Raw genomic sequence first — 22,808 nt, 5'->3', positions numbered from 1 at the left:
CGGGCCGCAGGCCCGGCCACCAGCACCACCAATCAGTTGCGCTGGAACAGCGCCTGGACATCCCTGCGGAACGCCGCCTGGCTGTCCGCGCGGCTGTAGAACATGTGCCCGCCCGGATAGCTGCGCACCTGCACCCGGTCCGGGTTGCTGCCCATCGCCGGCATCTGGTCCACCGTCAGGATCGACCCCATGAACGGGCACGACAGGTCGTTCCAGCCATGCACGATCAGCACCTGCAGGTGCGGATCGATCGCCACGGCCTGGCGCAGCTGGGTCACCGCCCCCTGGCGCAGCTCGCCACCGCGGTCCCACAGCCGGTTCACGTCGTAGTTCAGCGCCTGGTAGCGCGCATCGACCTTCCACCCGACCACGCGCGTCACGAAGTCGACCATCGCCGTGGTGGTCGGCGCGATGATGCTGTCCAGCAGGGGATCATTGGCGCGCTGTTCCGGATCGTTCGGGAACGGGTCGAACGCGGTCACGTTGGAATCGTAGCGGCTGCCCAGCGTGCCCTTGTCGCGGAACACCTCGCGCAGGTAAGCCTGGGTTTCCAGGCGGCCACCGGCGCGGCGCACGAACTGCGGGTCCAGCCCGGTCAGCTCGGTCACCCGGCGCAGCATCGCCTCGGTCGCCTGCGGATCGCTGCGGCCCTTCATCAGCGCGGTCGCGTAGTCACCGCGCGTGTATTCCACCACCTCGCGCATTGCCGCATCGGTCAGCTTGCCCTGGCGCTCCAGGTGCGCCGCCGCGATGGACGGCAACGTCTGCATCCATGCCATCGGCGAAACATCGGCGTTGTCTTCCAGGGTCGGGCTCAGGTACGGCGACACCAGCACCAGGCCGTTCATCGCCACGCCCAGGCGTGTCTGCAGGTAATGGGTGATGCGCGGGCCACGGTAGCCGCCGTAGCTTTCGCCGGTCAGGTACTTGCGCGCGCCCATGCGCTGGTTGCGCAGCAGCCAGTCGTAGATCGAGCGTGACAGGTACTCGATGTCGGCGCTGGGGTTGTACAGCTGCTTCTTCGCTTCATCATCGCTGATGCGCGCGCGGCTGAAACCCGTGCCGACCGGATCGATGAACACCAGGTCGGTGAAGTCCAGCCAGGTGCCGGGGTTGTCGTGCAGGGTGGCCGGTGCCGAGGCGCTGTCGCCTTCCGAGCCGAAGGTGACCACCTTGGGCCCGATCGCGCCCATGTTGAGATACACCGACGATGCGCCGGGGCCGCCATTGAGGGCGAAGGTCACCGGGCGGTCCTTGCCGGGCATCGTGTAGGCGGTGAACACCACATCGGCGATCACCTTGCCCTTCTCGTCGCGCACCGGCAGGGTGCCGACGGTGGCGGTGTAGTCGAGGGTGCGGCCGGCCAGGCGCATGCTCTGGCGGGCGGAGGCGTCGGCCGGCAGCGCGGGCGCTTCGGTCTTTTCCTCCTTGGTGTCGGGCTTGGATTCGGCGGCCGATGCGGTGAAGGCGCAGGCAGGGGCAACGAGCAGGCCGGCGCAGAGCGCGGCGATGTGCAGCAGGGACTTCATGGCACCAGGACGGTAGCGGAAGAGGATCCCGATGCTAGGCCGCCGCCCGGCGCACCGTATGTGTCCAAAGGCATGGCCGCCGGTGCTGGCCCGTTGCGGCCAGATTCGGTCAAGCGGGCAGGGCGCTCCGTGCCTTGTCGTCGGCCAACAGGCCGTACACGGCCGAATCGGACAACTCGCCCTGGATGCGCCAGCGCTGGCGCAGCACGCCTTCCAGGTGGAAGCCCAGGCGATCGAGCACGTGTGCGGAGGGCTGGTTGCGCGGGTCGATCTCCGCTTCCACACGATGCAGGCCCAGGGTGTCGAACAGATAGGCAAGCAGCTGCTGCAGCGCTTCGTGCATGTAGCCCTGGCCCTGCTTGCCGGGGGCCAGAAGGTAGCCGATCTCGGCGCGTGCGGCGTCACGGTCCAGCGCGAACACCACGCAGATGCCCAGCAACGGGCCTTCCAGCGATTCGCGCACGGCCAGCTTGAGCTGGGTGCCGGTGGTGTGCGCGGCGAGGTCGTCGTCGATCTGCGCGCGGGCTTCGGTCGGTCGCGTCCACGCCGGATGGTTCCAGAAGCGCATCACGTCCGGATCGGATTGCAGGGCGAACAGGGCGGCCGCATCGTCACGGCGGATCGGGCTCAGGACCAGCCGCGCGCTGTGCAACGGCAGTCCCGGGAACAGCAGCGAATGGCTGGCCAATACGAGGGTCCACGCAGATGAGGGGGCAGCCTGGGGTCGGATCCGTTTTCCGCAGGAAAACGGCTCTGACCCCGGTAACCCGGCACGACCAACATCGAGGTCAGAGCCCTTTCCTGCGGAAAGGGATCCGACCCCGCGCGGGAATCAGGCTTCCAGCGAAGCCAGGTCGCCCTTGCTCTCCAGCCAGCCCTTGCGGTCAGACGCACGCTTCTTGGCCAGCAGCATGTCCATCAGCGAACGGGTCTGCTCGCCGTCATCCACCGTCAGCTGCACCAGGCGGCGCGTATCGGGGTGGATGGTCGACTCGCGCAGCTGCGGCGGATTCATCTCGCCCAGGCCCTTGAAGCGGGTGACGTTGACGGCGCCCTTGATCTTCTCGCGTTCGATCTTGTCCAGGATCGAGCGCTTCTCTTCCTCGTCCAGGGCGTAGAACACCTGCTTGCCCACGTCGATGCGGAACAGCGGCGGCATCGCCACGAACACATGGCCGGCATCGACCAGCGCCGGGAAGTGCTTGAGGAACAGCGCGGTCAGCAGGGTGGCGATGTGCAGGCCGTCCGAGTCCGCGTCGGCGAGGATGACCACCTTGCCGTAGCGCAGGCCGGCGATGTCTTCCTTGCCCGGGTCGCAGCCGATGGCCACGGCGAGGTTGTGCACTTCTTCGGAGGCCAGCACGCTGTTGGACGACACTTCCCAGGTGTTGAGGATCTTGCCGCGCAGCGGCAGGATCGCCTGGAAGTCCTTGTCGCGCGCCTGCTTGGCGCTGCCGCCTGCCGAGTCACCTTCCACCAGGAACAGTTCGGTGCGCGACAGGTCCTGGCTGATGCAGTCGGCCAGCTTGCCGGGCAGGGCCGGGCCCTGGGTGACCTTCTTGCGGACGACCAGCTTCTCGGTCTTCAGGCGCGCGCTGGCGCGCTCGATGGCGATCTGCGCGATCTTCTCGCCCAGTTCCACGTTCTGGTTCAGCAGCAGGCTGAAGGCGTCGTGCGCGGCGCCTTCGACGAAGCCGGCGGCCTGGCGCGAGGACAGGCGTTCCTTGGTCTGGCCGCTGAACTGCGGGTCGGTCATCTTCAGCGACAGCACGAACGACACGCGGTCCCACACGTCTTCCGGGGCCAGCTTGACGCCGCGCGGCAGCAGGTTGCGGAAGTCGCAGAACTCGCGCAGCGCCTCGGTCAGGCCCGTACGCAGGCCATTGGCGTGGGTGCCGTGCTGGGCGGTGGGGATCAGGTTGACGTAGCTTTCCTGTACCAGCTCGCCTTCCGGCAGCCAGGCCACGGCCCAGTCAACGATCTCGGTATCCTTCTTCAGGTTGCCGACAAACAGATCGGCCGGCAGCGACTCGCGGTCGCCCAGCTCCATCTTCAGGTAGTCGCGCAGGCCGTCTTCGTAGTACCAGGTATCGACTTCGCCGGTGGCTTCGTCGGTCAGCTTCACGGTCAGGCCCGGGCACAGCACGGCCTTGGCGCGCAGCAGGTGCTTGAGCGCGCGCACGGCGAACTTGGGCGTATCGAAGTACTTCGGGTCCGGCCAGAAGCGCAGCCGCGTACCGGTGTTCTTCTTGCCCACCGTGCCGACCACTTCCAGCGGCGAGGCGCGGTCGCCATCGCGGAAGGTGATGCGATGCTCGGCACCGTCGCGCTTGATGTGGATCTCGACCAGGGTGGACAGCGCGTTGACCACGCTGACGCCGACGCCGTGCAGGCCGCCGGAGAAGGTGTAGTTGTTGTTGTTGAACTTGCCGCCCGCGTGCAGGCGGGTCAGGATCAGCTCGACGCCCGGAATCTTCTCTTCCGGATGGATGTCGACCGGCATGCCGCGGCCGTCATCGCTGACCTCCACGCTGCCGTCCTTGTACAGGGTGATCTCGATCGAGCGGGCGTGGCCGGCGAGGGCCTCGTCCACCGAGTTGTCGATCACTTCCTGCGCCAGGTGGTTCGGGCGCGCGGTGTCGGTGTACATGCCAGGACGGCGCTTGACCGGGTCAAGGCCGGACAGGACTTCAATATCGGCGGCGTTATAGCGTGCGTTCATCTATCTTCAAAGCGCGGAGCGACGCGCAAGTGTGCGGCGTGGACGGGAATTTTGCACGCCTGCGGTTCAGCCTCGGCGCCGGGGAGGGGGTAAAATGACAGCCGCTGGAATCTGAACGCCGGCGCCCCCATGTCCAAGCCATACGCGAGGAGGACTCCATGAAGAAGTTGCTGACCATTGCGATCCTGGCCGCTGCCGCCGTTGCGGTGCCGCTGGTGATGGCGCAGAACGCAGGCCAGACGGCCCCGCAGCAGGGTGACCAGGCCGACAAGGCCGCGCAGTCCGAGGCGGATGCCAAGGCCAAGCGCCGCGCCCAGGCCAATGCCGAAATGAAGGCCAAGGGCCAGCCGGTCCCGCAGCAGGAAGAAGAGGAAGAGGCGCGGAAGAAGAAGTAAGGCTTCCGCCGCCAAGGCCGCTGCCGCAAGGCGCTGGCCCCTGAACGCCCCGCACTGCGGGGCGTTTTCTTTTGCCGATGACGCTATCTGCCCCTTGGGTTGGCGGCCATCTATCTGTAAACTATGGCTTTCCGGGAGTAGTGCGTGTCCACCATTTGCGAATGGGCTGGACCGGCCATGCGTGGCCTCCAGCAATGCGGGTCGCAGGTGACGGTCGAATTGACCGGCACGGCCGCCCCGACCTCGCACGATGGTCCCCGTCCGGCGCCTGCCGCCGACCGGCCCCGCGCCTCCCTCGCTGCCCCAGCGAACCGGAAAACCCCCTTTCTGCTCCACGCCCGCCCCTCGGGCAGGCGTGGCGCTGCCGTTTTCCATTTCCAGACAGGATGCTTGCAGCCATGACTCCCTTGATTTTCGTAACCGGCGGCGTGGTGTCCTCGCTCGGCAAAGGTATTGCCGCTGCGTCACTGGCCGCCATCCTCGAAGCGCGTGGCCTGAAGGTCACGATGATGAAGCTCGACCCGTACATCAACGTCGACCCGGGCACCATGAGCCCGTTCCAGCACGGTGAGGTCTACGTCACCGACGACGGTGCCGAAACCGACCTCGACCTGGGCCACTACGAGCGCTTCGTGCGTACCCGCCTGAGCCGCAAGAACTCCGTCACCACCGGGCGCATCTACGAGAACGTGATCCGCAAGGAGCGCCGCGGCGACTACCTGGGCGCGACCGTGCAGGTCATTCCGCACATCACCGACGAGATCCGCCGCTGCATCGACGAAGCCACCGAAGGCTACGACGTGGCCCTGGTCGAGATCGGCGGCACCGTGGGCGACATCGAGTCGCTGCCGTTCCTGGAGGCGATCCGCCAGGTGCGCACCGAGCGCGGCCCGGAGAAGGCGTTGTTCATGCACCTCACCCTGGTGCCGTACATCGGCGCCGCCGGTGAGCTGAAGACCAAGCCGACCCAGCACTCGGTGAAGGAGCTGCGCTCGATCGGCATCCAGCCGGACGTGCTGCTGTGCCGTTCCGAGCAGGCCGTGCCGGATTCGGAGCGTCGCAAGATCGCCCAGTTCACCAACGTCTCCGAACGCGCCGTCATCAGCGTGCCGGACGTGGACGTGCTCTACCGCATTCCGTCGGGCCTGCATGCGCAGGGCCTGGACGAGATCGTGGTCAACCAGCTGAAGCTGGCCGACAAGGTCGGCCCGGTCGACCTGTCGATGTGGGAGGACGCGGTCGACGCGACCCTGCACCCGCTGGACGAAGTGACCATCGCCGTGGTCGGCAAGTACGTCGACCACCAGGACGCGTACAAGTCGGTCGGCGAAGCCCTCAAGCACGGCGGCCTGCGCCAGCGCACCAAGGTCAACCTGAAGTGGCTGGAAGCGCAGGACCTGGAAGGCACCGACATGGCCGCGCTGGCCGACGTCGACGGCATCCTGGTGCCGGGCGGCTTCGGTGACCGCGGTTTCGAAGGCAAGGTGCTGACCTCGCAGTTCGCCCGCCAGAACAGCGTGCCGTACTTCGGCATCTGCTACGGCATGCAGGCGGCGGTGGTGGACTACGCGCGCCACGTGCTGGGCCTGGAAAACGCCAACAGCACCGAGAACGACCGCCAGTCGCCGGATCCGGTGATCGGCCTGATCACCGAATGGCGTACCGCCACCGGCGATGTCGAGAAACGCGATGACAAGAGCGACCTCGGCGGCACCATGCGCCTGGGCCTGCAGGAACAGCGCCTGAAGCCGGGCACGCTGGCCCGCGAGCTGTACGGCAAGGACGTGGTCTCCGAGCGTCACCGCCACCGCTACGAGTTCAACAACCGCTACCGCACCCAGCTGGAAGATGCCGGCCTGGTGATCTCGGGCAAGTCGATGGACGACACCCTGGTGGAAGTGGTCGAGCTGCCGCGTGACGCGCACCCGTGGTTCCTGGCCTGCCAGGCGCACCCGGAATTCCTGTCCACCCCGCGCGATGGCCATCCGCTGTTCATCGGCTTCATCCGTGCCGCGCGCGAGCGCAAGGCCGGTGGCGCGCTGCTGGCCGAAGCCCGCGCCTGACTTGTGAAGGGGGGCTTCGGCCCCCATCCTGCATGCTTCAACCCCAGCGCGCCGGCCCTGCCGGCGTAGCGGACAACAAGGAAACGCCATGAAACTGTGTGGATTCGAGGTCGGGCTGGACCAGCCCCTGTTCCTGATCGCCGGCCCCTGCGTGATCGAGTCGATGCAGCTGCAGCTCGATACCGCCGGCAAGCTGAAGGAGATCACCGACCGCCTCGGCGTCAACTTCATCTTCAAGTCGAGCTTCGACAAGGCCAACCGTACCTCGGGCACCGCCTTCCGCGGCCCGGGCATGGAAGAAGGCCTGAAGGTGCTGGCCGAAGTGAAGAAGCAGATCGGCGTGCCGGTGCTGACCGACGTGCATGAATACACCCCGATGGACGAAGTGGCCTCGGTGGTGGACGTGCTGCAGACCCCGGCGTTCCTGGTCCGCCAGACCGACTTCATCCGCAAGGTGTGTGCGGCCGGCAAGCCGGTCAACATCAAGAAGGGCCAGTTCCTGGCGCCGTGGGACATGAAGCCGGTCGTCGAGAAGGCAAAGTCCACCGGCAACGAGCAGATCATGGTCTGCGAGCGTGGCGCCAGCTTCGGCTACAACAACCTGGTCAGCGACATGCGTTCGCTGGCGGTGATGCGTGACACCGGCTGCCCGGTGGTGTTCGACGCCACCCATTCGGTGCAGCTGCCGGGCGGGCAGGGCACCAGTTCCGGCGGCCAGCGCGAACACGTGCCGGTGCTGGCGCGTGCCGCGGTGGCGGTGGGCATCTCCGGCCTGTTCGCCGAGACCCACCCGGATCCGTCCAAGGCCCTGTCCGATGGCCCCAATGCGTGGCCGCTGGACCAGATGGAAGCCCTGCTCGAGACCCTGATGGAGCTCGACGCGGTGACCAAGAAGCACGGCTTCTCGCGCTTCGCGTGAGTCTTGACCCGTGGGCGGCGCTGGAAGCCCAGCGTCGCCGGCGCTCCTGGCGGCAGTGGCCGTGGGGGGCCATCGCGCTCGGCATGGCGTTGCTGTCGCTGTCCGGTGCCTTCTTCATCTTCATGCTGGTGGGCGCAGCCATGCGTCCGCCCGGTGACGGTGCGCACGCCGATCTGAAGCCGTATGTCATCGCGTTGGCGGTCGCCGAGCTGGTCACGGTCAGTGCGGGCGTGGCCGCATCGGTGCTCGCCTGGCGCTTCAACCGGGGCAAGGTGACGGCCGCCCTGGCGCTGGTGCTGCTGTCGCTGTGGGTCGGCACGCTGCTGCACGACCTTGTTTGATGAATACGGGAGGCGCGCGCCCCCGCGACTGGCCTTGGGGCCTGATTGCGCTGTTGCTGGCGATGCTCGCCTGGGCCGGGCTGCTCGGTGCAGGGCTGGCCTTCGCCGCCAGCATGGGCTCGCCCGGTGATGGCAACCACGGCATGCTGGCCATGCAGTACTGGATTCTGGCTGCTCTGCTTGTGCTCGGAGGCTCCCTGGCGGGTTCAGTGGCTGCAGTCGTGCTGGCCTGGCGTCGCCGGCGCGGACCGGTCTGCGCGACCGTTGCAATGGTGCTGCTGACACTGCTGGTATCGCTGCTGCTGATCTTGGTGGGGGCCACCCAAGGGCCAGCGCTGGCCACTGCCGACGACACCATTTGGCAAGCGACGGGCAGCCGGGGATAATCACGCGGCATTTCACATTTGTCGCATTCCCTCCTCCAGACAGGTAACCGGTCCGCTCATGAGTACGATCCGCAGCATCCACGCCCGTGAAATCCTCGACAGCCGTGGCAACCCCACGCTGGAAGCCGAAGTCATCCTGGAGGACGGTTCGTTCGGTCGCGCCGCGGTTCCCTCCGGCGCCTCGACCGGTACCAAGGAAGCGGTCGAGCTGCGTGACGGCGACAAGACCCGTTACCTGGGCAAGGGCGTGCGCAAGGCCGTCGAGAACGTCAATGGCGCCATCGCCAATGCACTGAAGGGCTTCGAAGCCGTCGACCAGGCTGGCCTGGACCGTCGCCTGATCGACCTGGATGGCACCGAGAACAAGGGCCGACTGGGCGCCAACGCGCTGCTGGCCGTGTCGATGGCGGCCGCGCATGCCGCCGCTGCGTCCAGCAAGCAGGCCCTGTGGCAGTACCTGGCCACCAAGACCGGTGCGACCCCGTCGCTGCCGGTGCCGATGATGAACATCATCAACGGCGGCGCACACGCCGACAACAACGTCGACTTCCAGGAATTCATGGTGCTGCCGGTGGGCTTCACCTCGTTCTCCGAAGCGCTGCGTGCCGGCACCGAAATCTTCCATTCGCTGAAGTCCGTGCTGAAGAGCCACGGCCTGAGCACCGCCGTGGGCGACGAAGGCGGCTTCGCGCCGGACTTCCGCAGCAACGTCGAAGCGCTGGACACCATCCTGGAAGCCATCGGCAAGGCCGGCTACACCGCCGGTGAAGACGTGCTGCTGGGCCTGGACGTGGCCTCCAGCGAGTTCTTCGAGAACGGCAAGTACAACCTGGTGGGCGAGAACAAGCGCCTGACCTCCGAGCAGTTCGTCGACTTCCTGGCCGACTGGGCCGCGCAGTACCCGATCATCACGATCGAAGACGGCCTGGCCGAGAACGACTGGGCCGGCTGGAAGCTGCTGACCGACCGCATCGGCAAGAAGGTGCAGCTGGTGGGCGACGACCTGTTCGTCACCAACCCGAAGATCTTCCAGGAAGGCATCGACTCGGGCACCGCCAACGCGATCCTGATCAAGGTCAACCAGATCGGTACCCTCAGCGAAACCCTGGAAGCGATCGCCATGGCCGACCGTGCCGGCTACGCCGCCGTTGTCTCGCACCGTTCGGGCGAAACCGAAGACACCACCATCGCCGACATCTCGGTGGCCACCACCGCCACCCAGATCAAGACCGGCTCGCTGTGCCGCAGCGATCGCGTGGCCAAGTACAACCAGCTGCTGCGCATCGAGGAAGCCCTCGGCGCCAGCGCGCGTTACGCCGGTCGTGACGCGTTCGTGTCGCTGAAGCGCTGAGCCCATGCGCGACTGGCGCTGGCTGCTGTTGCTGCTGGCCCTGCTGCTGGCATGGCTGCAGTACCGTTTCTGGTTCGGCCCGGGCAATTCGGGTGAAGTGATGATGCTCGAAGCCCAGGTCGCCAACCAGGAGCGGGACAATGAAGGTCTGCAGCAGCGCAACGATGCGCTGGCTGCCGAAGTGAAGGACCTCAAGGAAGGCCAGGCCGCCATCGAAGAGCGCGCGCGCAGCGAGCTGGGCATGATCAAGCCCGGCGAGAAGTTCTACCGCGTGGTGGAGGATGCGCCGGTTCGCCCGGCGCAGGCTGCACCGGTCGCGGCGCAGGTCGGCGACCACCCGGCGGACGTGCCGTGAGCGCGGCCATCTGGGCGGTCGTTCCGGCCGCCGGGCGGGGTACCCGTTTCGGCGCGCCGTTGCCCAAGCAGTACCTGCAGGCGGGCGGGCAGATCCTGCTCGCCCATACCCTGGATGCACTGCTGGCGCACCCGGCCGTGGCCGGGGCGATGGTGGTGATCGGCCAGGACGATGCCGATTGGCCGGGCTGGACCGAGTGGTCCGGCAAGCCGGTGCTGACCTGCATCGGCGGCGCCACCCGGGCCGCTTCGGTGCTGGCGGGCCTGCAGGCCCTGCCCGACAGTGTGCGCGCCGACGAGTTCGTGCTGGTGCACGATGCCGCGCGGCCCAACCTGTCGCTGGCCGATCTGGGCCGCCTGCTGGAAGTGGGGCGTGCCGACCCGGTCGGCGCGATTCTCGCCGCGCCCGTGCGCGACACCCTCAAGCGAGCCGGTGACGATGGTGGCATTGATGGCACCGAGCCGCGCGAGCGCCTCTGGCGTGCGTTGACCCCGCAGCTGTTCCGCCGCCACCAGCTGGTCCGCGCGCTGGCCGGTGCTGCCGCCAGTGGTGTCGAGGTGACCGACGAAGCCATGGCCATGGAGCGCCAGGGCCAGCGACCGCTGCTGGTGGAAGGCAGCGAGGACAATTTCAAGGTCACCACCCCGGCCGACCTCGACCGTTTCGAATTCGTACTTTCCCGCCGCGCCGGCTGATCGCCCGCGCGGCCCTGCTGCAAGGGTTGCATCCATGAGCACAGCTCCGTTCCCGCCCGTCCGTATCGGCCAGGGCTACGACGTCCATGCCTTCGGTGAAGGCGACCACATCATGTTGGGCGGCATCCGCGTGGCGCACAGCTGCGGCGTGCTTGCGCACAGCGATGGCGACGTCATCCTGCACGCACTGTGCGACGCCATGCTCGGCGCGATCGCGCTGGGCGACATCGGCCAGCATTTCCCGCCCAGCGACGATCGCTGGAAGGGCGCGGACAGCAGTGACTTCGTCCGCCATTGCGACAGCCTGCTGCGCGAGCGTGGCTGGCGCGTCGGCAATACCGACATCACGGTCATCTGCGAGCGGCCCAAGGTCGGCCCGCATGCACTGGCGATGCGCGAGCGCATCGGCGGCCTGCTGCAGCTGCCGCTGGACGCGGTCAGCGTCAAGGCCACCACCTCGGAGAAGCTCGGCTTCACCGGCCGTGGCGAAGGCATTGCCGCGCAGGCCGTCGTCCTGCTGGTGGCGGCATGATTCCGTTGCCGCTGGCCTTTGGTGCGCCGCTGCTGAGCGCGCGCATCCGCACCACGCCGGACGACTTCCAGGTGGACGAACTGCCGGCCTTCGAGGCCACCGGCGAAGGTGAGCACCTGCTGCTGCACATCCGCAAGCGCGGCGCCAACACGGTGCACGTGGCCAAGGTGCTGGCGAAGTGGGCGGGCCTGCCGGAGATGGCGGTCAGCTACGCGGGCATGAAGGACCGCAACGCGGTCACCACCCAGCGCTTCAGCGTGCACCTGCCCAAGCGCGTCGCTCCGGACCTGGCCAGCCTGGCCAGCGACGAGATCGAAGTGCTCGAGGCCACCTGGCACAACCGCAAGCTGCAGCGCGGTGCGCTGGCCGGCAACCGCTTCAAGCTGGTGCTGCGCGACGTGCAGGGCGACGCCGCGGCCATCGATGGGCGCCTGCAGCAGATCGCCGCGCGTGGCCTGCCGAACTGGTTCGGCGAGCAGCGCTTCGGTCGCGACGGTGGCAATGTTCCGGCCGCGCTGGCGATGTTCGGTGGCCGCCGCATGCGCCAGGACCAGCGTTCGCTGCTGCTGTCGGCGGCCCGCTCGGCCCTGTTCAACCGCGTGCTGGCCGCGCGCGTGGAGCAGGGTAGCTGGGACCAGCCGCTGGACGGCGAGGTGTGGATGCTTGATGGCAGCCGCAGCGTGTTCGGCCCGGAGCCGTACACCGATGTGCTGGCCGAGCGCCTGGCGCGCTTCGACATCCACCCCAGCGCACCGCTGTGGGGCGAGGGTGAGCTGCGCAGCACCGAGGCTGCCCGCACGCTGGAGCTGGCGGCGCTGGACGATGAGGAGTCGCAGGCACTGCGTGCCGGCCTGGAAGGCGCCCGCCTGAAGCAGGAGCGTCGCGCGCTGCGCCTGCGTCCTGCCCTGCTGCAGCACCAGTGGCTGGCCGATGACGTGCTGGAGCTGTCGTTCGCGCTGCCGCCGGGCTGCTATGCCACCGCGGTGCTGCACGAACTGGGCCCGGTGGAAGACGCCTCGCAGGGCTGATCGCCGGGCGGGGTCGGGATATCCACGCATGGCGTGGATCTACCGGCATCGCATGAGACGCCGCGCCGGGTCGTAGATCCACGCCATGCGTGGATGAGGGCCGCCGTGCAGGTCGTAGATCCTCGCCATGCGTGGATGCGGGCCGCCGTGCAGGTCGTAGATCCACGCCATGCGTGGATGCGGGGATCAACGGCGCGCCAGCAACACCAGCACCGCACCGGTGCCACCTTGGCCGGTCGGCGCCGAGTGGAAGGCAAGCACATCGTTGCGCAGCCGCAGCAGTCGGTCCACCAGGTTCTTCAACACCGGGGCGCCACCATCGGACTGCAGGCCCTTGCCATGGATGATGCGCACGCAGCCGTACTCGTGCGCGTGCGCTTCCAGCAGGAACTGGCGCAGCAGCATCTCGGCCTGCGCGGCGGTCGCACCGTGCAGGTCCAGTTCGTCCTGCACCGAATACTGGCCGCGCTTCAGGCGCTGGAACATCCGCGGCGGCAGGTTGTCGCGGCGGTAGCTGGCGGTGTCGCCGGCTTCCAGCGGGCTGTTGTCGCGCAGCAGGCGGGCGAACTCACCCGCCGCCTCGGCTTCGTCGCGTTCGGCCATGCGCGCGCGCGGCTTCGGTCGCGGCGCCGCAGGCGCCGGCTCGACCTCCTTGCGCAGCGGCTTCACTTCGCCGATGGCCGCACGGAACAGGGCGGCCGGATCTTCATCTTCAGGGTGCGACATGCGCACAGGGTAAACCGCCCGCGCGGCTCTGCCTATGTCGATTCGATGACGCGCATCACCACCGGCAGGGTAGGACCGGCGGCCCGCTTGCGGCACAATACCCGACGCACTTGCGCGATCGCCGGTCCCCGACAGGGGCGCGGGCGGTCCCGCCCACGCGACAAGGTGACGGAATCGAATTCTTGGAAAATCAAGCGGTTAAATCGAAGATGCGCATCCTGGTCAGTAACGATGATGGCGTCGACGCCGCAGGCATCCGGATGCTTGCCGCCGTGCTGCGCGAGGCCGGCCATGAAGTGACGGTGGTCGCCCCCGACCGTGATCGTTCCGGTGCCAGCAATTCGCTGACGCTGGACCTGCCGATCCGGCTCAAGCGCATCGACCACTACACCGTCTCGGTGGCAGGGACCCCGACCGACTGCGTGCATCTGGCGCTGACCGGCCTGCTCGAATTCGAACCCGACATTGTCGTTTCCGGCATCAACAACGCCGCCAACCTCGGCGACGACGTCATCTATTCGGGCACCGTCTCGGCGGCGATGGAAGGTCGCTTCCTCGGCCTGCCGGCGGTGGCTGTTTCCCTGGTCACCCGCAACCACGATCCGAAGCACTTCGAGACCGCCGCGCGTGCCGCAGTGGAGATCGTCGCCCGCCTGAAGGCCGATCCGCTGCCGGCCGACACCATCCTCAACGTCAACGTGCCGGACCTGCCGTGGAGCGAGGTCAAGGGTTTCGAAGTGACCCGGCTGGGCAACCGTCATCGCGCCGAGGGCTGCATCGCGCAGAAGGACCCGCGCGGCAACGACGTGTACTGGATCGGGCCGGCCGGTCGTGAACAGGATTCCGGCCCCGGCACCGATTTCAATGCCGTGCGCACCGGCCACATCTCGATCACGCCCATCCAGGTCGACCTGACCCGCTACCAGGCACTTGAGAAAGTGGCCAGCTGGGTCGGCGGCCTCAGCGCCGCCCTGGACCAGCCGGCATGAGCCCGCGCCTGCGCCTGCAACCGGAAGCGGTTGGCATCGGCATGACCTCGCAGCGCGTGCGCGACCGCCTGGTTGATCGCCTGCGCGAAGCCGGCATCGTCGACGAGTCCACGCTGAACGCGATCCGGGTGGTGCCGCGCCATCTGTTCATCGACGAGGCCCTGGCCTCGCGTGCCTACGAAGACACTGCGCTGCCGATCGGCCATGGGCAGACCATCTCGCAGCCGTGGGTCGTGGCCCGCATGACCGAGGCGGTGCTGCAGGTCGCGCCGAAGACGGTGCTGGAAGTAGGCACCGGCTCGGGCTACCAGGCCGCCGTGCTCGGCGCCGTAGGCCTGGAGGTCTACACCGTCGAGCGCATCGGCGATCTGCTGCGGCAGGCCCGCAAGCGCTTCCGCGCACTGGGCATGAACATCCGTACCAAGCATGATGACGGCCGCGTCGGCTGGGCCGAGCACGGCCCCTACGATGCGGTGGTGGTCACCGCGGCCGCGCCGGCCCTGGTCGATGCCCTGGTCGAGCAGCTGGCTGTGGGTGGGCGCCTGGTGGCGCCGGTGGGTGGCCCGGGCGGGCAGTCACTGGTGCAGCTGGACCGCAGGGAAGACGGCAGCATTGAACAACGCGTGCTGGCACCGGTCACGTTCGTGCCGCTGCTGTCTGGCATGCTCGATTGAATCCACGGAGCAGGGTTGCATGAAAATTTTCGGGCCGCTGTACGAGCGGGCGATGAAGTGGGCGGCGCACGAACGCGCGCCGACCTACCTGACGGTGTTGAGTTTCTTTGAAGCCATCATTTTCCCGGTCATGCCGGAAGTGATGCTGGCGCCGATGTGCGTGGCCCAGCCCAAGCGCGGCTGGTGGTTCGCCACGCTCAGCCTGGCCGGCTCCATGGTCGGCGCGGTGGTCGGCTATGCACTGGGGCATTTCGCCTTCGAGGCGATCAAGCCGGTGTTCGAGGCGCTGGGCATGCTGCCGGCCATCGAGCAGGGCATCGCCACCGTGCAGGCCAAGATGGCCGAGTCGCCGTGGGCGGTGTTCACCTTCCTGGTGCTGGGCGGCTTCATGCCCATCCCGATGAAGGTCTTCACATGGGCTTCGGGTATCGTCGGCGTGCCCATGCCACAGTACCTGCTGAGCATGTTGATCGGCCGCGGCAAGCGCGTGTACGTGCTGGCCGCGGTCATCCGCATCGGTGGTGCGCGTGCCGAAGCGGCGCTGCGCCGCTGGATTGAACCGCTGGGCTGGATCGCCACCGCGCTGGTGGTGGGGCTGGTTGCCTGGCTTGTATGGAGGTCGAAGTTCGCATGAGTGCAGATTGTCTGAGCAAGGGAGTGCGCATCGGCGCGCTGGCGTTGCTGGTATCCACCCTGGCCGCCTGTGGCACCGCCACCGTCGTCCGCCCCGGCGGCAGCAGCGGTGGCACCACTGTCAGCACGCCGAAGACCTCGGTCGCCAAGCCCGGGCAGACCGTGGTCGTGCGCAAGGGCGACACGATCTACGCGCTGGCCCGCATCCATGACATCACGCCGGCCGACCTGATCGCCTGGAACCGGCTGGACAATCCCTCGCAGATCTACCCGGGGCAGGTCATCCGCCTGTATCCGGCCGGCGCCACCGGCGGCCGCGCGCCGACCACGGTGGTGACCCCGCCGCGCGGCACCGCAGGCACGACGACGCCGACGCCGGTTGCGACGGCCCCGGTCGGGCCGGTGAAGAGCAACATCGACTGGCGCTGGCCGGCCGACGGCGCGATCGTCGGTCGTTACGTAGCGGGTGATGCGACCAAGCAGGGCGTGGACATCGCCGGCTCCAGCGGCGCTGCCGTGCGCGCCACCGCCAATGGCGTGGTGGTGTATTCCGGTGCCGGCCTGGTCGGCTACGGTGAGCTGATCATCATCAAGCACAGCGATCAGTGGCTGTCGGCCTATGGCCACAACCGCAAGCGCCTGGTCAACGAAGGGCAGAGCGTCAAGGCGGGTGAACAGATCGCCGAGATGGGCCGCACCGGGGCCAATCGCGACATGCTGCACTTCGAAATTCGCTACAACGGCAAGCCGGTCGACCCGCAGCAGTATCTGCCGGCGCGCTAGCGCAGGCAGATACGGGTAGCGCCGGGCCACGCCCGGCGGCTCTTCGCGACCAAACGAAAACGCCCGAGCATCGGCTCGGGCGCTACAGGCAACCTGTTATCCAGGGTAGCGCCGGGCCACGCCCGGCGGCTCCGGCCTCAACCTTCCAGAATGAAGGCGGCGGCCACCTTGCGGCCTTCGCCGGCAAGGATGTTGAACGTGCGCGCGGCGGCCGGATTGTTCATCACTTCCAGGCCGATGCCGCGCGACAGGCAGGCCGCCATCACGGCCGCCGGCGGAAATACCTGGCGGTCGCCGGTACCCAGCACGATCAGCGCCGGGTTCAGCGCAAGAATCGCTTCGATATCGGCCAGCTGCAGGTCGGACGCCTGGCGCACCGGCCACTCCGCGACCAGCTGGTCGGGGGTCAGGAAGAAGCTTTGCCCCAGCACCAGGTCGTTGACCCTGGCCGAGCGGCCGTCGGCGGCGCGCAGGCTGTAGGCGTAATCGGGCGGTTCGTGGTTCAGCTGCATGGAGGCAGGGCGATCAGCCGCGCGGCAGCACGATCTGGCGCTGTTCCTTGCTCGGGCGGTACAGCACGGCGACGTGGCCGATGCGCTGCACCAGCGCCGCCTCGGTGGCTTCGACGATCTCGGCGATCATCGCGTCACGGGCGTCACGGTCCTCGGCGGCAACCTTCACCTTGACCAGTTCGTGGCGTTCCAGGACTTCGTTCAGCTCGGCGATGAAGGCCGGGGTGATGCCCTTGCCGCCGGTCTGCAGCAGGGCCTTGAGGTCGTGGGCGTGGCCGCGCAGGAAACGGGTCTGGGAGGCGGTCAGTGCGATGGACATGCAGGAAAAGGGGGTTGAATGGGACGATCAGGGTATCATGACGACCCCATCAGCCCCTATTTCCAATGGCCACCCGTAGCAAAAGCAGCCAGCGCTGGCTCAAGGAACACTTCTCCGACCCCTTCGTGAAGAAGGCGCAGGCCGAAGGCATGCGCTCGCGCGCGGCCTACAAGCTCGAGGAGCTGCTCGAACGTGACCGGTTGCTGAAGCCGCACATGGTGGTGGTCGACTTGGGTGCGGCCCCGGGCGGCTGGTCTCAGCAGGTGCGGAGACAGATCGGCGATACCGGCCGCGTGCTGGCGCTGGACATCCTGGACATGCCGCCGCTGGCCGGCGTGGAGTTCCTTCACGGTGACTTCAGGGAAGAAACCGTCCTATCGCAGTTTGAAGCCATGCTCGGGGATCAGCCGGTAGACCTTGTGCTGTCGGACATGGCCCCCAATAAGAGTGGTGTGGGCGCGGTCGACCAGCCGCGGATGATGCACCTGGCCGAGCTTGCGCTGGACTTCGCCGACAACCACCTCAAAACCGGTGGGGCGTTCCTGATCAAGCTGTTCCAGGGCGAAGGCTTTGACGACTATGTGCGCGAGATGCGCCGCCGGTACGACAAGGTCTCCATCCGCAAGCCGGAAGCCTCGCGCAAGCGCTCGCCCGAGGTGTATGCCTTGGGACAGGGAAAACGCGCCCACATGAAGTAAGCTCGCCGAGTACGCTCGACCCCAACGCAAGACCCGCACTAAGAGGAACGCCGGAGCCAATGAGGATGAACGACTTGACCAAGAACCTCCTGCTATGGGTGGTCGTCGCCGTCGTGCTGATGGTGGTCTTCCAGAGCTTCTCGCCCAAGTCCTCCGGGGCCGGGGCGCAGGGCGCGACGTATTCGCAGTTCCTGGACCAGGTGGACAGCGGCAACGTGCAGAAGGTCACCTTCGGTGGCGATTCGCGCGGCCTGACCAACCAGATCACCTACACCACCCGTGGCGGCCAGACGGCCACCATCGCCGCGCCGGCTGATCGCGACCTGATCAACGTGCTGCGCACCAAGAACGTGGACATCGTGCAGGAAGAGCCGTCGAGCGGCATTTCCTTCGCGGCCATCCTGATGAACTTCCTGCCGGTCATCCTGATCATCGGCTTCTGGCTGTTCATCATGCGCCAGATGCAGGGCGGTGGCGGCGGTGCCAAGGGCGCGATGTCCTTCGGCAAGTCGCGCGCCAAGCTGCAGGGCGAAGACCAGATCAAGGTCACCTTCGCCGACGTCGCCGGTTGCGACGAGGCCAAGGAAGAAGTGGGCGAACTGGTCGACTTCCTGCGCGACCCGTCCAAGTTCACCAAGCTGGGCGGCAAGATTCCGCGCGGCGTGCTGATGGTGGGCCCGCCGGGTACCGGCAAGACGCTGCTGGCCAAGGCCATCGCCGGCGAGGCCAAGGTGCCGTTCTTCTCGATCTCCGGTTCTGACTTCGTCGAAATGTTCGTCGGCGTCGGCGCCAGCCGCGTGCGCGACATGTTCGAGCAGGCCAAGAAGCACGCGCCGTGCATCATCTTCATCGACGAAATCGACGCCGTCGGCCGCCATCGTGGTGCCGGCCTGGGCGGCGGTCACGACGAGCGCGAGCAGACGCTGAACCAGCTGCTGGTCGAAATGGACGGCTTCGAGGGTGGTGAAGGCGTGATCGTCATCGCCGCGACCAACCGTCCGGACGTGCTGGACCCGGCGCTGCTGCGCCCGGGCCGCTTCGACCGCCAGGTCGTGGTCGGCCTGCCGGACGTGAAGGGCCGCGAGCACATCCTGAAGGTGCACATGCGCAAGCTGCCGCTGGCCGACGATGTCGAGCCGATGGTGATCGCGCGTGGTACCCCGGGCTTCTCCGGTGCCGACCTGGCCAACCTCTGCAACGAGGCGGCCCTGTTCGCCGCGCGTGGCAACGAGAAGGAGGTCCGCATGGACCACTTCGACCGTGCCCGCGACAAGATCCTGATGGGTGCCGAGCGCCGCTCGATGGCCATGAGCGAGGACGAGAAGACCCTGACCGCTTACCACGAAGCCGGCCACGCCATCGTCGGCCGCCTCGTGCCCGAGCATGACCCGGTCTACAAGGTCACCATCATCCCGCGCGGTCGTGCGCTGGGCGTGACCATGTACCTGCCGGAAGGCGACAAGTACTCGATGAACCGCGTGGCGATCAAGTCGCAGCTGTGCTCGCTGTACGGTGGCCGCGTGGCCGAGGAACTGATCTTCGGTGCCGACAAGGTCACCACCGGTGCTTCCAACGACATCGAGCGCGCCACCAAGATGGCCCGCAACATGGTCACCAAGTGGGGCCTGTCCGACCAGCTCGGCCCGATCGCCTATGGCGAAGAGGACGACGAGGTGTTCCTGGGCCGTTCGGTCACCCAGCACAAGAGCGTGTCCAACGACACCGCGCGCCGCATCGACGAGGAAGTGCGCAACATCCTCGACGAGGCCTATGCACGCACCACCGAGCTGATGACGGCCAACATCGACAAGCTGCATGCGATGTCGCAGCTGCTGCTGCAGTACGAGACCATCGACGCGCCGCAGATCGACGCCATCATGGAAGGCCGCGATCCGCCGCCGCCGGCGGGCTGGAACAAGTCCAACAAGGACGGTGGTGGCAACGACAAGGGCGGTGACGCCCGTCCGCTGCCGCCGATCGCCGGCCCGGCCGAGTCGCACTGACGGCCCGCCATTGCTGATTGCAGACGAGGCCGGGGAAACCCGGCCTCGTTGTTTCCGGGCCCGCTGCCCGACTGAATTCACCGCCTTACGCTGGAGCCCGCATGTCCGTTCCCCCGCCGCAACCGATTTCCCATACCGTCGAAATGGTCATCGCCACCATCGTCGGCGTTGCCGTGGGCCTGGCCGTGGACAACCTGCTGCTGGGCTGCGGCGTCGGCATCGCCGTCGGCATCCTGCTGAGCATCATCAAGACGCTGTACGTGGACCGGAAGCGCCGCCGGCAGCGTTGAGGGTTTTCCCGGCAGGGCTGCGCCCTGTACCCGCCGAAGCGGTAGTGCCGGCCGCTGGCCGGCAACGTCAAAGGCAAAAGCGGGCATTCCGTGGGTTGGCGGGGCGGTGTCGGATTGCGGGGACGCCGTGAACCCATCCCTGGGGGCTTGGCCGCGGCATCCATGCCGCGGACACCCCGCAATCCGACACCGCCCCGCCTTCGACAGGTTCACTCGGCTGCTGGTCACTGCAACTGCTCGTCCGCGCGGCTGTTGGTAGGTGTCGACCTTGATCGACACGGTAGATCCACGCCATGCGTGGATAAGGCCTTGCGCGGTACCTCTGCTGCGCGTCAGGATGCGCCACCACGGCCGCCATAGGGGGAGGCCGGGTTTACAGGGGATCACCATGAAACTGCTGCTTCCGCTTGCCCTGGCAGGGCTGGCGACTGTTGTCCTGCCCGCTGCGGCCGCTGAGATACGCGTCGTGCAGCCGGTGCCTTTCGCTGATTCAGCGATCATTGCCGACGCCATCAAGAGCGAGTGCACCATCGGTGCCACATTGGCGCAGTCGCTCGCCAGTAATGCCACCCGCCACGGCAACACCCTGGTGTCCGGGCCGGTGGGTGCCGACAGCGGCAATGGGCGCTCGTTGAGGCTGGAGCTGGTCGAAGCGCAGAGCGCAGGCAACGCCTTTGTCGGACACTTCAAGTCTGCCGCGGTGCGCGGTGTCCTGTTCGAGGATGGCCACCAGGTCGCGACGGTCACCGCAAGGCGGATCTCCCGCGGGGGCGCCTTTGCTGGCTTCAAGGGCTCCTGCACGGTGCTCGACCGCACCGTCAATGCGATCGGCGAAGATCTGGCGGCCTGGCTGGCTGCACCGACGGACAACGCGCGCCTGGGCGACTTCTGATCGGGGCGGAGCTGCCGTATCCGGTTTCGGTGCCGGCGCCCAGCCGGCACCACCCCTGGATGCAGCGCGCGGCCCTGCGGACTTAAACTAGACACCGTTGCCCGCAGGATCACCCATGTTCGATATCTCCCCCCAGCTCGACTGCGCCGGTCGCATCCTGCGCCTGGACCGTGCCCGGGTCATGGGCATCGTCAATGTCACCCCGGATTCGTTCTCCGATGGTGGCGCCCATGACAGCACCGACGCAGCCGTAGCCCATGGCCTGAAGCTGGTGGAGGAGGGCGCCGACCTGCTCGACATCGGCGGCGAGTCCACCCGCCCGGGCGCCGCGCCGGTGTCGGTGGAAGAAGAGCTGCAGCGCGTGCTGCCGGTGATCGAACAGCTCGCTGCCCGCACCACCGTGCCGATCAGCATCGACACCTTCAAGCCGGAGGTGATGCGCGCGGCCGTGGCGGCCGGCGCCGGCATGATCAACGACATCTTCGGCCTGCGCCAGGACGGCGCGCTCGACGCGGCTGCCGACACCGGCGTGCCGGTGGTGCTGATGCACATGCAGGGCGAACCCGGCCACATGCAGGCCGACCCGCATTACGACGACGTGGTGGCCGAGGTCCATGGCTTCCTCGTGCAGCGCCTGTTCGCCGCCGAAATGGCCGGCATTGCCAGGAAGAATCTGCTGATCGACCTGGGCTTTGGTTTCGGCAAGACCACGGCCCACAACATGACCCTGCTGGCCCGGTCCGAGCGTTTCCTGGAACTGGGCGTGCCGATGCTGGCCGGCCTGTCGCGCAAGCGCAGCCTGGGCGAGCTGACCGGCCGCGAGGTGGCGACCGAGCGCGTGGCGTCATCGGTGGCTGCTCACCTGATCGCCGTCCAGCGTGGCGCCCGCATCGTGCGCGTGCACGACGTGGCCGCCACGGTGGATGCATTGAAGATCTGGGAGGCCGTGGATGCGGTCCCCGCGATCCGCGCCGATGCCGCCCCGTCGATCCGCTGGCCGGACGAAGAGTGATGGCCGTCGACCAGCGTCCGCTGGCGATCGCGGTGATGGGCCCGACCGCCAGTGGCAAGACCGCCACGGCGATCGCCCTGGCCCGTCAGCTGGACGGCGAGATCGTCAGCGTCGATTCGGCGCTGGTCTACCGCGGCCTCGATATCGGTTCGGCCAAGCCCGATGCCGCCGAGCGGGCGCAGGCACCGCACCACCTGCTGGACCTGCGCGACCCGTGGCAGACCTATTCGGCGGCCGAGTTCGCCGCTGACGCCGGCCGCGTGGTGGCCGACATCGTCGCCCGCGGCAAGACCCCGATCCTGGCCGGTGGCACCGGCCTGTATTTCCGCGCCCTGCTGCAGGGGCTGTCGCCCATGCCCGAGGCCGACCCGGCGATGCGCGAGGTGCTGAGCGCCGAGGCTGCAGAGCGCGGCTGGGCCGCCCTGCATGCTGAACTGGCGCAGGTCGATCCGGCCGCCGCCGCGCGCATCCACGCCACTGATCCCCAGCGCATCCAGCGTGCGCTGGAGGTCTACCGCCTGACCGGCACGCCGATCAGTGAATGGCAGCGCCGCCCCGGCGTGGCGCCCCTGCCGGTGCGCACCCTGAAGCTGATCCTGGCCCCGCGCGACCGCGCCGTGCTGCACCAGCGCATCGAGGCCCGCTTCGACGCGATGCTGGGCCAGGGCTTCCTCGACGAGGTGCGTGCCCTGCGGGCCCTGCCGCAGATGGCGGCCGTGGCCGCGCCGCTGGACCTGCCGGCGGTGCGTGCGGTCGGCTATCGCCAGGCCTGGGAATTCCTGGACGGGCAGGGCGACGCCGCCCGCTTCCGCGACAAGGCCATCTTCGCCACCCGGCAGCTGGCCAAGCGCCAGCTGACCTGGCTGCGTGGCGAGCTTGATGCGCGCTGGTTCGATCCCCATATGGACCAGGAGCGCCTGGCAAGCGCAGTGTCGACCTTCGTCGCACGCTGAACCGCTGC

At 67.7% G+C, this 22,808-nt stretch carries 26 protein-coding genes; 20 read left to right on the top strand and 6 right to left on the bottom strand.

Annotation, left to right across the window (positions count from 1 at the left end; translation table 11 throughout):
• Window positions 1-32 precede the first annotated feature (32 nt).
• From C1926_RS13580 to parE, 3 genes are all read right to left on the bottom strand, one after another.
• Window positions 33-1,529, bottom strand: a complete 1,497-nt coding sequence (locus C1926_RS13580; protein ID WP_079221425.1) for a S10 family peptidase — start codon at window positions 1,527-1,529, stop codon at window positions 33-35.
• A gap of 109 nt (window positions 1,530-1,638) precedes the next feature.
• Window positions 1,639-2,217, bottom strand: a complete 579-nt coding sequence (locus tag C1926_RS13575) for a GNAT family protein (RefSeq protein WP_108759524.1) — start codon at window positions 2,215-2,217, stop codon at window positions 1,639-1,641.
• 144 nt (window positions 2,218-2,361) lie between these two features.
• The gene (parE, locus tag C1926_RS13570; protein WP_108759523.1) at window positions 2,362-4,251 is read right to left on the bottom strand and encodes a DNA topoisomerase IV subunit B; all 1,890 of its coding nucleotides are present in this window, start codon (window positions 4,249-4,251) and stop codon (window positions 2,362-2,364) included.
• Between the two features lie 158 nt (window positions 4,252-4,409).
• Here parE and C1926_RS13565 point away from each other — a divergent pair, with 158 nt between their 5' ends.
• The 10 genes from C1926_RS13565 (at window position 4,410) to truD (ending at window position 12,316) form a co-directional block, all read left to right on the top strand.
• Window positions 4,410-4,646: a hypothetical protein gene (locus C1926_RS13565; RefSeq protein ID WP_079221428.1), complete on the top strand. Its 237-nt coding sequence runs from the start codon at window positions 4,410-4,412 to the stop codon at window positions 4,644-4,646.
• Between the two features lie 398 nt (window positions 4,647-5,044).
• On the top strand, window positions 5,045-6,709 hold the full coding sequence (locus C1926_RS13560) for a CTP synthase (protein ID WP_079221429.1): 1,665 nt from the start codon (window positions 5,045-5,047) through the stop codon (window positions 6,707-6,709).
• Between the two features lie 88 nt (window positions 6,710-6,797).
• Window positions 6,798-7,628 carry a 3-deoxy-8-phosphooctulonate synthase gene (gene kdsA / locus C1926_RS13555; protein ID WP_079221430.1) on the top strand — a complete coding sequence of 277 codons (831 nt, stop codon included), beginning with the start codon at window positions 6,798-6,800 and terminating at the stop codon, window positions 7,626-7,628.
• Complete coding sequence (locus tag C1926_RS13550) at window positions 7,625-7,969, top strand: hypothetical protein (RefSeq protein WP_108759522.1); 345 nt, start codon at window positions 7,625-7,627, stop codon at window positions 7,967-7,969. The genes kdsA and C1926_RS13550 overlap by 4 nt, the downstream gene beginning before the upstream one ends.
• Complete coding sequence (locus tag C1926_RS13545; protein WP_108759521.1) at window positions 7,969-8,355, top strand: hypothetical protein; 387 nt, start codon at window positions 7,969-7,971, stop codon at window positions 8,353-8,355. The genes C1926_RS13550 and C1926_RS13545 overlap by 1 nt, the downstream gene beginning before the upstream one ends.
• A gap of 58 nt (window positions 8,356-8,413) precedes the next feature.
• On the top strand, window positions 8,414-9,706 hold the full coding sequence (gene eno, locus C1926_RS13540) for a phosphopyruvate hydratase (protein ID WP_079221433.1): 1,293 nt from the start codon (window positions 8,414-8,416) through the stop codon (window positions 9,704-9,706).
• A gap of 4 nt (window positions 9,707-9,710) precedes the next feature.
• The gene (gene ftsB, locus C1926_RS13535; protein ID WP_079221434.1) at window positions 9,711-10,061 is read left to right on the top strand and encodes a cell division protein FtsB; all 351 of its coding nucleotides are present in this window, start codon (window positions 9,711-9,713) and stop codon (window positions 10,059-10,061) included.
• Entirely contained in the window at window positions 10,058-10,756 is a 699-nt protein-coding gene (gene ispD, locus C1926_RS13530) for a 2-C-methyl-D-erythritol 4-phosphate cytidylyltransferase (protein WP_079221435.1), read from the top strand. The genes ftsB and ispD overlap by 4 nt, the downstream gene beginning before the upstream one ends.
• A gap of 34 nt (window positions 10,757-10,790) precedes the next feature.
• Complete coding sequence (gene ispF, locus C1926_RS13525) at window positions 10,791-11,288, top strand: 2-C-methyl-D-erythritol 2,4-cyclodiphosphate synthase (RefSeq protein WP_079221436.1); 498 nt, start codon at window positions 10,791-10,793, stop codon at window positions 11,286-11,288.
• Window positions 11,285-12,316 (top strand): tRNA pseudouridine(13) synthase TruD, encoded by a 1,032-nt coding sequence (gene truD / locus C1926_RS13520; RefSeq protein ID WP_108759520.1) that lies wholly within the window; start codon window positions 11,285-11,287, stop codon window positions 12,314-12,316. The genes ispF and truD overlap by 4 nt, the downstream gene beginning before the upstream one ends.
• Window positions 12,317-12,502: 186 nt before the next feature.
• Here the strand turns inward: truD and C1926_RS13515 are convergent, their stop codons facing one another.
• Entirely contained in the window at window positions 12,503-13,042 is a 540-nt protein-coding gene (locus C1926_RS13515) for a Smr/MutS family protein (protein WP_108746434.1), read from the bottom strand.
• A gap of 209 nt (window positions 13,043-13,251) precedes the next feature.
• On the opposite strand from C1926_RS13515, the gene surE reads away from it, so the two are divergent.
• Genes surE through C1926_RS13495 form a run of 4 tightly spaced genes read left to right on the top strand, consistent with a single transcriptional unit; the run spans window position 13,252 to window position 16,121 of the window.
• Window positions 13,252-14,031 (top strand): 5'/3'-nucleotidase SurE, encoded by a 780-nt coding sequence (gene surE, locus C1926_RS13510; protein ID WP_079221439.1) that lies wholly within the window; start codon window positions 13,252-13,254, stop codon window positions 14,029-14,031.
• Entirely contained in the window at window positions 14,028-14,705 is a 678-nt protein-coding gene (locus C1926_RS13505; protein ID WP_079221440.1) for a protein-L-isoaspartate(D-aspartate) O-methyltransferase, read from the top strand. Before surE ends, C1926_RS13505 begins: the two co-directional genes overlap by 4 nt.
• A 19-nt stretch (window positions 14,706-14,724) precedes the next feature.
• The gene (locus tag C1926_RS13500; protein WP_079221441.1) at window positions 14,725-15,339 is read left to right on the top strand and encodes a YqaA family protein; all 615 of its coding nucleotides are present in this window, start codon (window positions 14,725-14,727) and stop codon (window positions 15,337-15,339) included.
• Window positions 15,336-16,121: a peptidoglycan DD-metalloendopeptidase family protein gene (locus C1926_RS13495; RefSeq protein WP_079221442.1), complete on the top strand. Its 786-nt coding sequence runs from the start codon at window positions 15,336-15,338 to the stop codon at window positions 16,119-16,121. Before C1926_RS13500 ends, C1926_RS13495 begins: the two co-directional genes overlap by 4 nt.
• 137 nt (window positions 16,122-16,258) lie before the next feature.
• Here C1926_RS13495 and C1926_RS13490 read toward each other — a convergent pair whose 3' ends face one another.
• Together C1926_RS13490 and yhbY are read right to left on the bottom strand one after the other, a co-directional pair.
• Window positions 16,259-16,633, bottom strand: a complete 375-nt coding sequence (locus tag C1926_RS13490) for an Mth938-like domain-containing protein (protein WP_108759519.1) — start codon at window positions 16,631-16,633, stop codon at window positions 16,259-16,261.
• 13 nt (window positions 16,634-16,646) lie between these two features.
• Complete coding sequence (yhbY, locus tag C1926_RS13485) at window positions 16,647-16,952, bottom strand: ribosome assembly RNA-binding protein YhbY (RefSeq protein ID WP_079221444.1); 306 nt, start codon at window positions 16,950-16,952, stop codon at window positions 16,647-16,649.
• Between the two features lie 65 nt (window positions 16,953-17,017).
• On the opposite strand from yhbY, the gene rlmE reads away from it, so the two are divergent.
• From rlmE to miaA, 6 genes are all read left to right on the top strand, one after another.
• Complete coding sequence (rlmE, locus tag C1926_RS13480; protein WP_008265654.1) at window positions 17,018-17,650, top strand: 23S rRNA (uridine(2552)-2'-O)-methyltransferase RlmE; 633 nt, start codon at window positions 17,018-17,020, stop codon at window positions 17,648-17,650.
• A 65-nt stretch (window positions 17,651-17,715) separates the two neighbouring features.
• Entirely contained in the window at window positions 17,716-19,653 is a 1,938-nt protein-coding gene (gene ftsH, locus C1926_RS13475) for an ATP-dependent zinc metalloprotease FtsH (protein WP_079221445.1), read from the top strand.
• Between the two features lie 101 nt (window positions 19,654-19,754).
• The gene (locus C1926_RS13470; RefSeq protein WP_108759518.1) at window positions 19,755-19,943 is read left to right on the top strand and encodes a hypothetical protein; all 189 of its coding nucleotides are present in this window, start codon (window positions 19,755-19,757) and stop codon (window positions 19,941-19,943) included.
• Between the two features lie 388 nt (window positions 19,944-20,331).
• Window positions 20,332-20,835, top strand: a complete 504-nt coding sequence (locus C1926_RS13465; protein WP_108759517.1) for a hypothetical protein — start codon at window positions 20,332-20,334, stop codon at window positions 20,833-20,835.
• Window positions 20,836-20,950: 115 nt separating this feature from the next.
• Window positions 20,951-21,847, top strand: a complete 897-nt coding sequence (gene folP / locus C1926_RS13460; RefSeq protein ID WP_108759516.1) for a dihydropteroate synthase — start codon at window positions 20,951-20,953, stop codon at window positions 21,845-21,847.
• On the top strand, window positions 21,847-22,800 hold the full coding sequence (gene miaA, locus C1926_RS13455) for a tRNA (adenosine(37)-N6)-dimethylallyltransferase MiaA (RefSeq protein ID WP_108759515.1): 954 nt from the start codon (window positions 21,847-21,849) through the stop codon (window positions 22,798-22,800). Before folP ends, miaA begins: the two co-directional genes overlap by 1 nt.
• The last annotated feature ends 8 nt before the right edge of the window (window positions 22,801-22,808 follow it).

Source organism: Stenotrophomonas sp. ZAC14A_NAIMI4_1 (genome assembly GCF_003086915.1).
In the GTDB taxonomy this organism is placed as follows: Bacteria; Pseudomonadota; Gammaproteobacteria; order Xanthomonadales; family Xanthomonadaceae; genus Stenotrophomonas.
The sequence above is the reverse complement of the archived record's forward strand: the minus strand, read 5'-3'. Positions and strand labels throughout refer to the sequence as shown.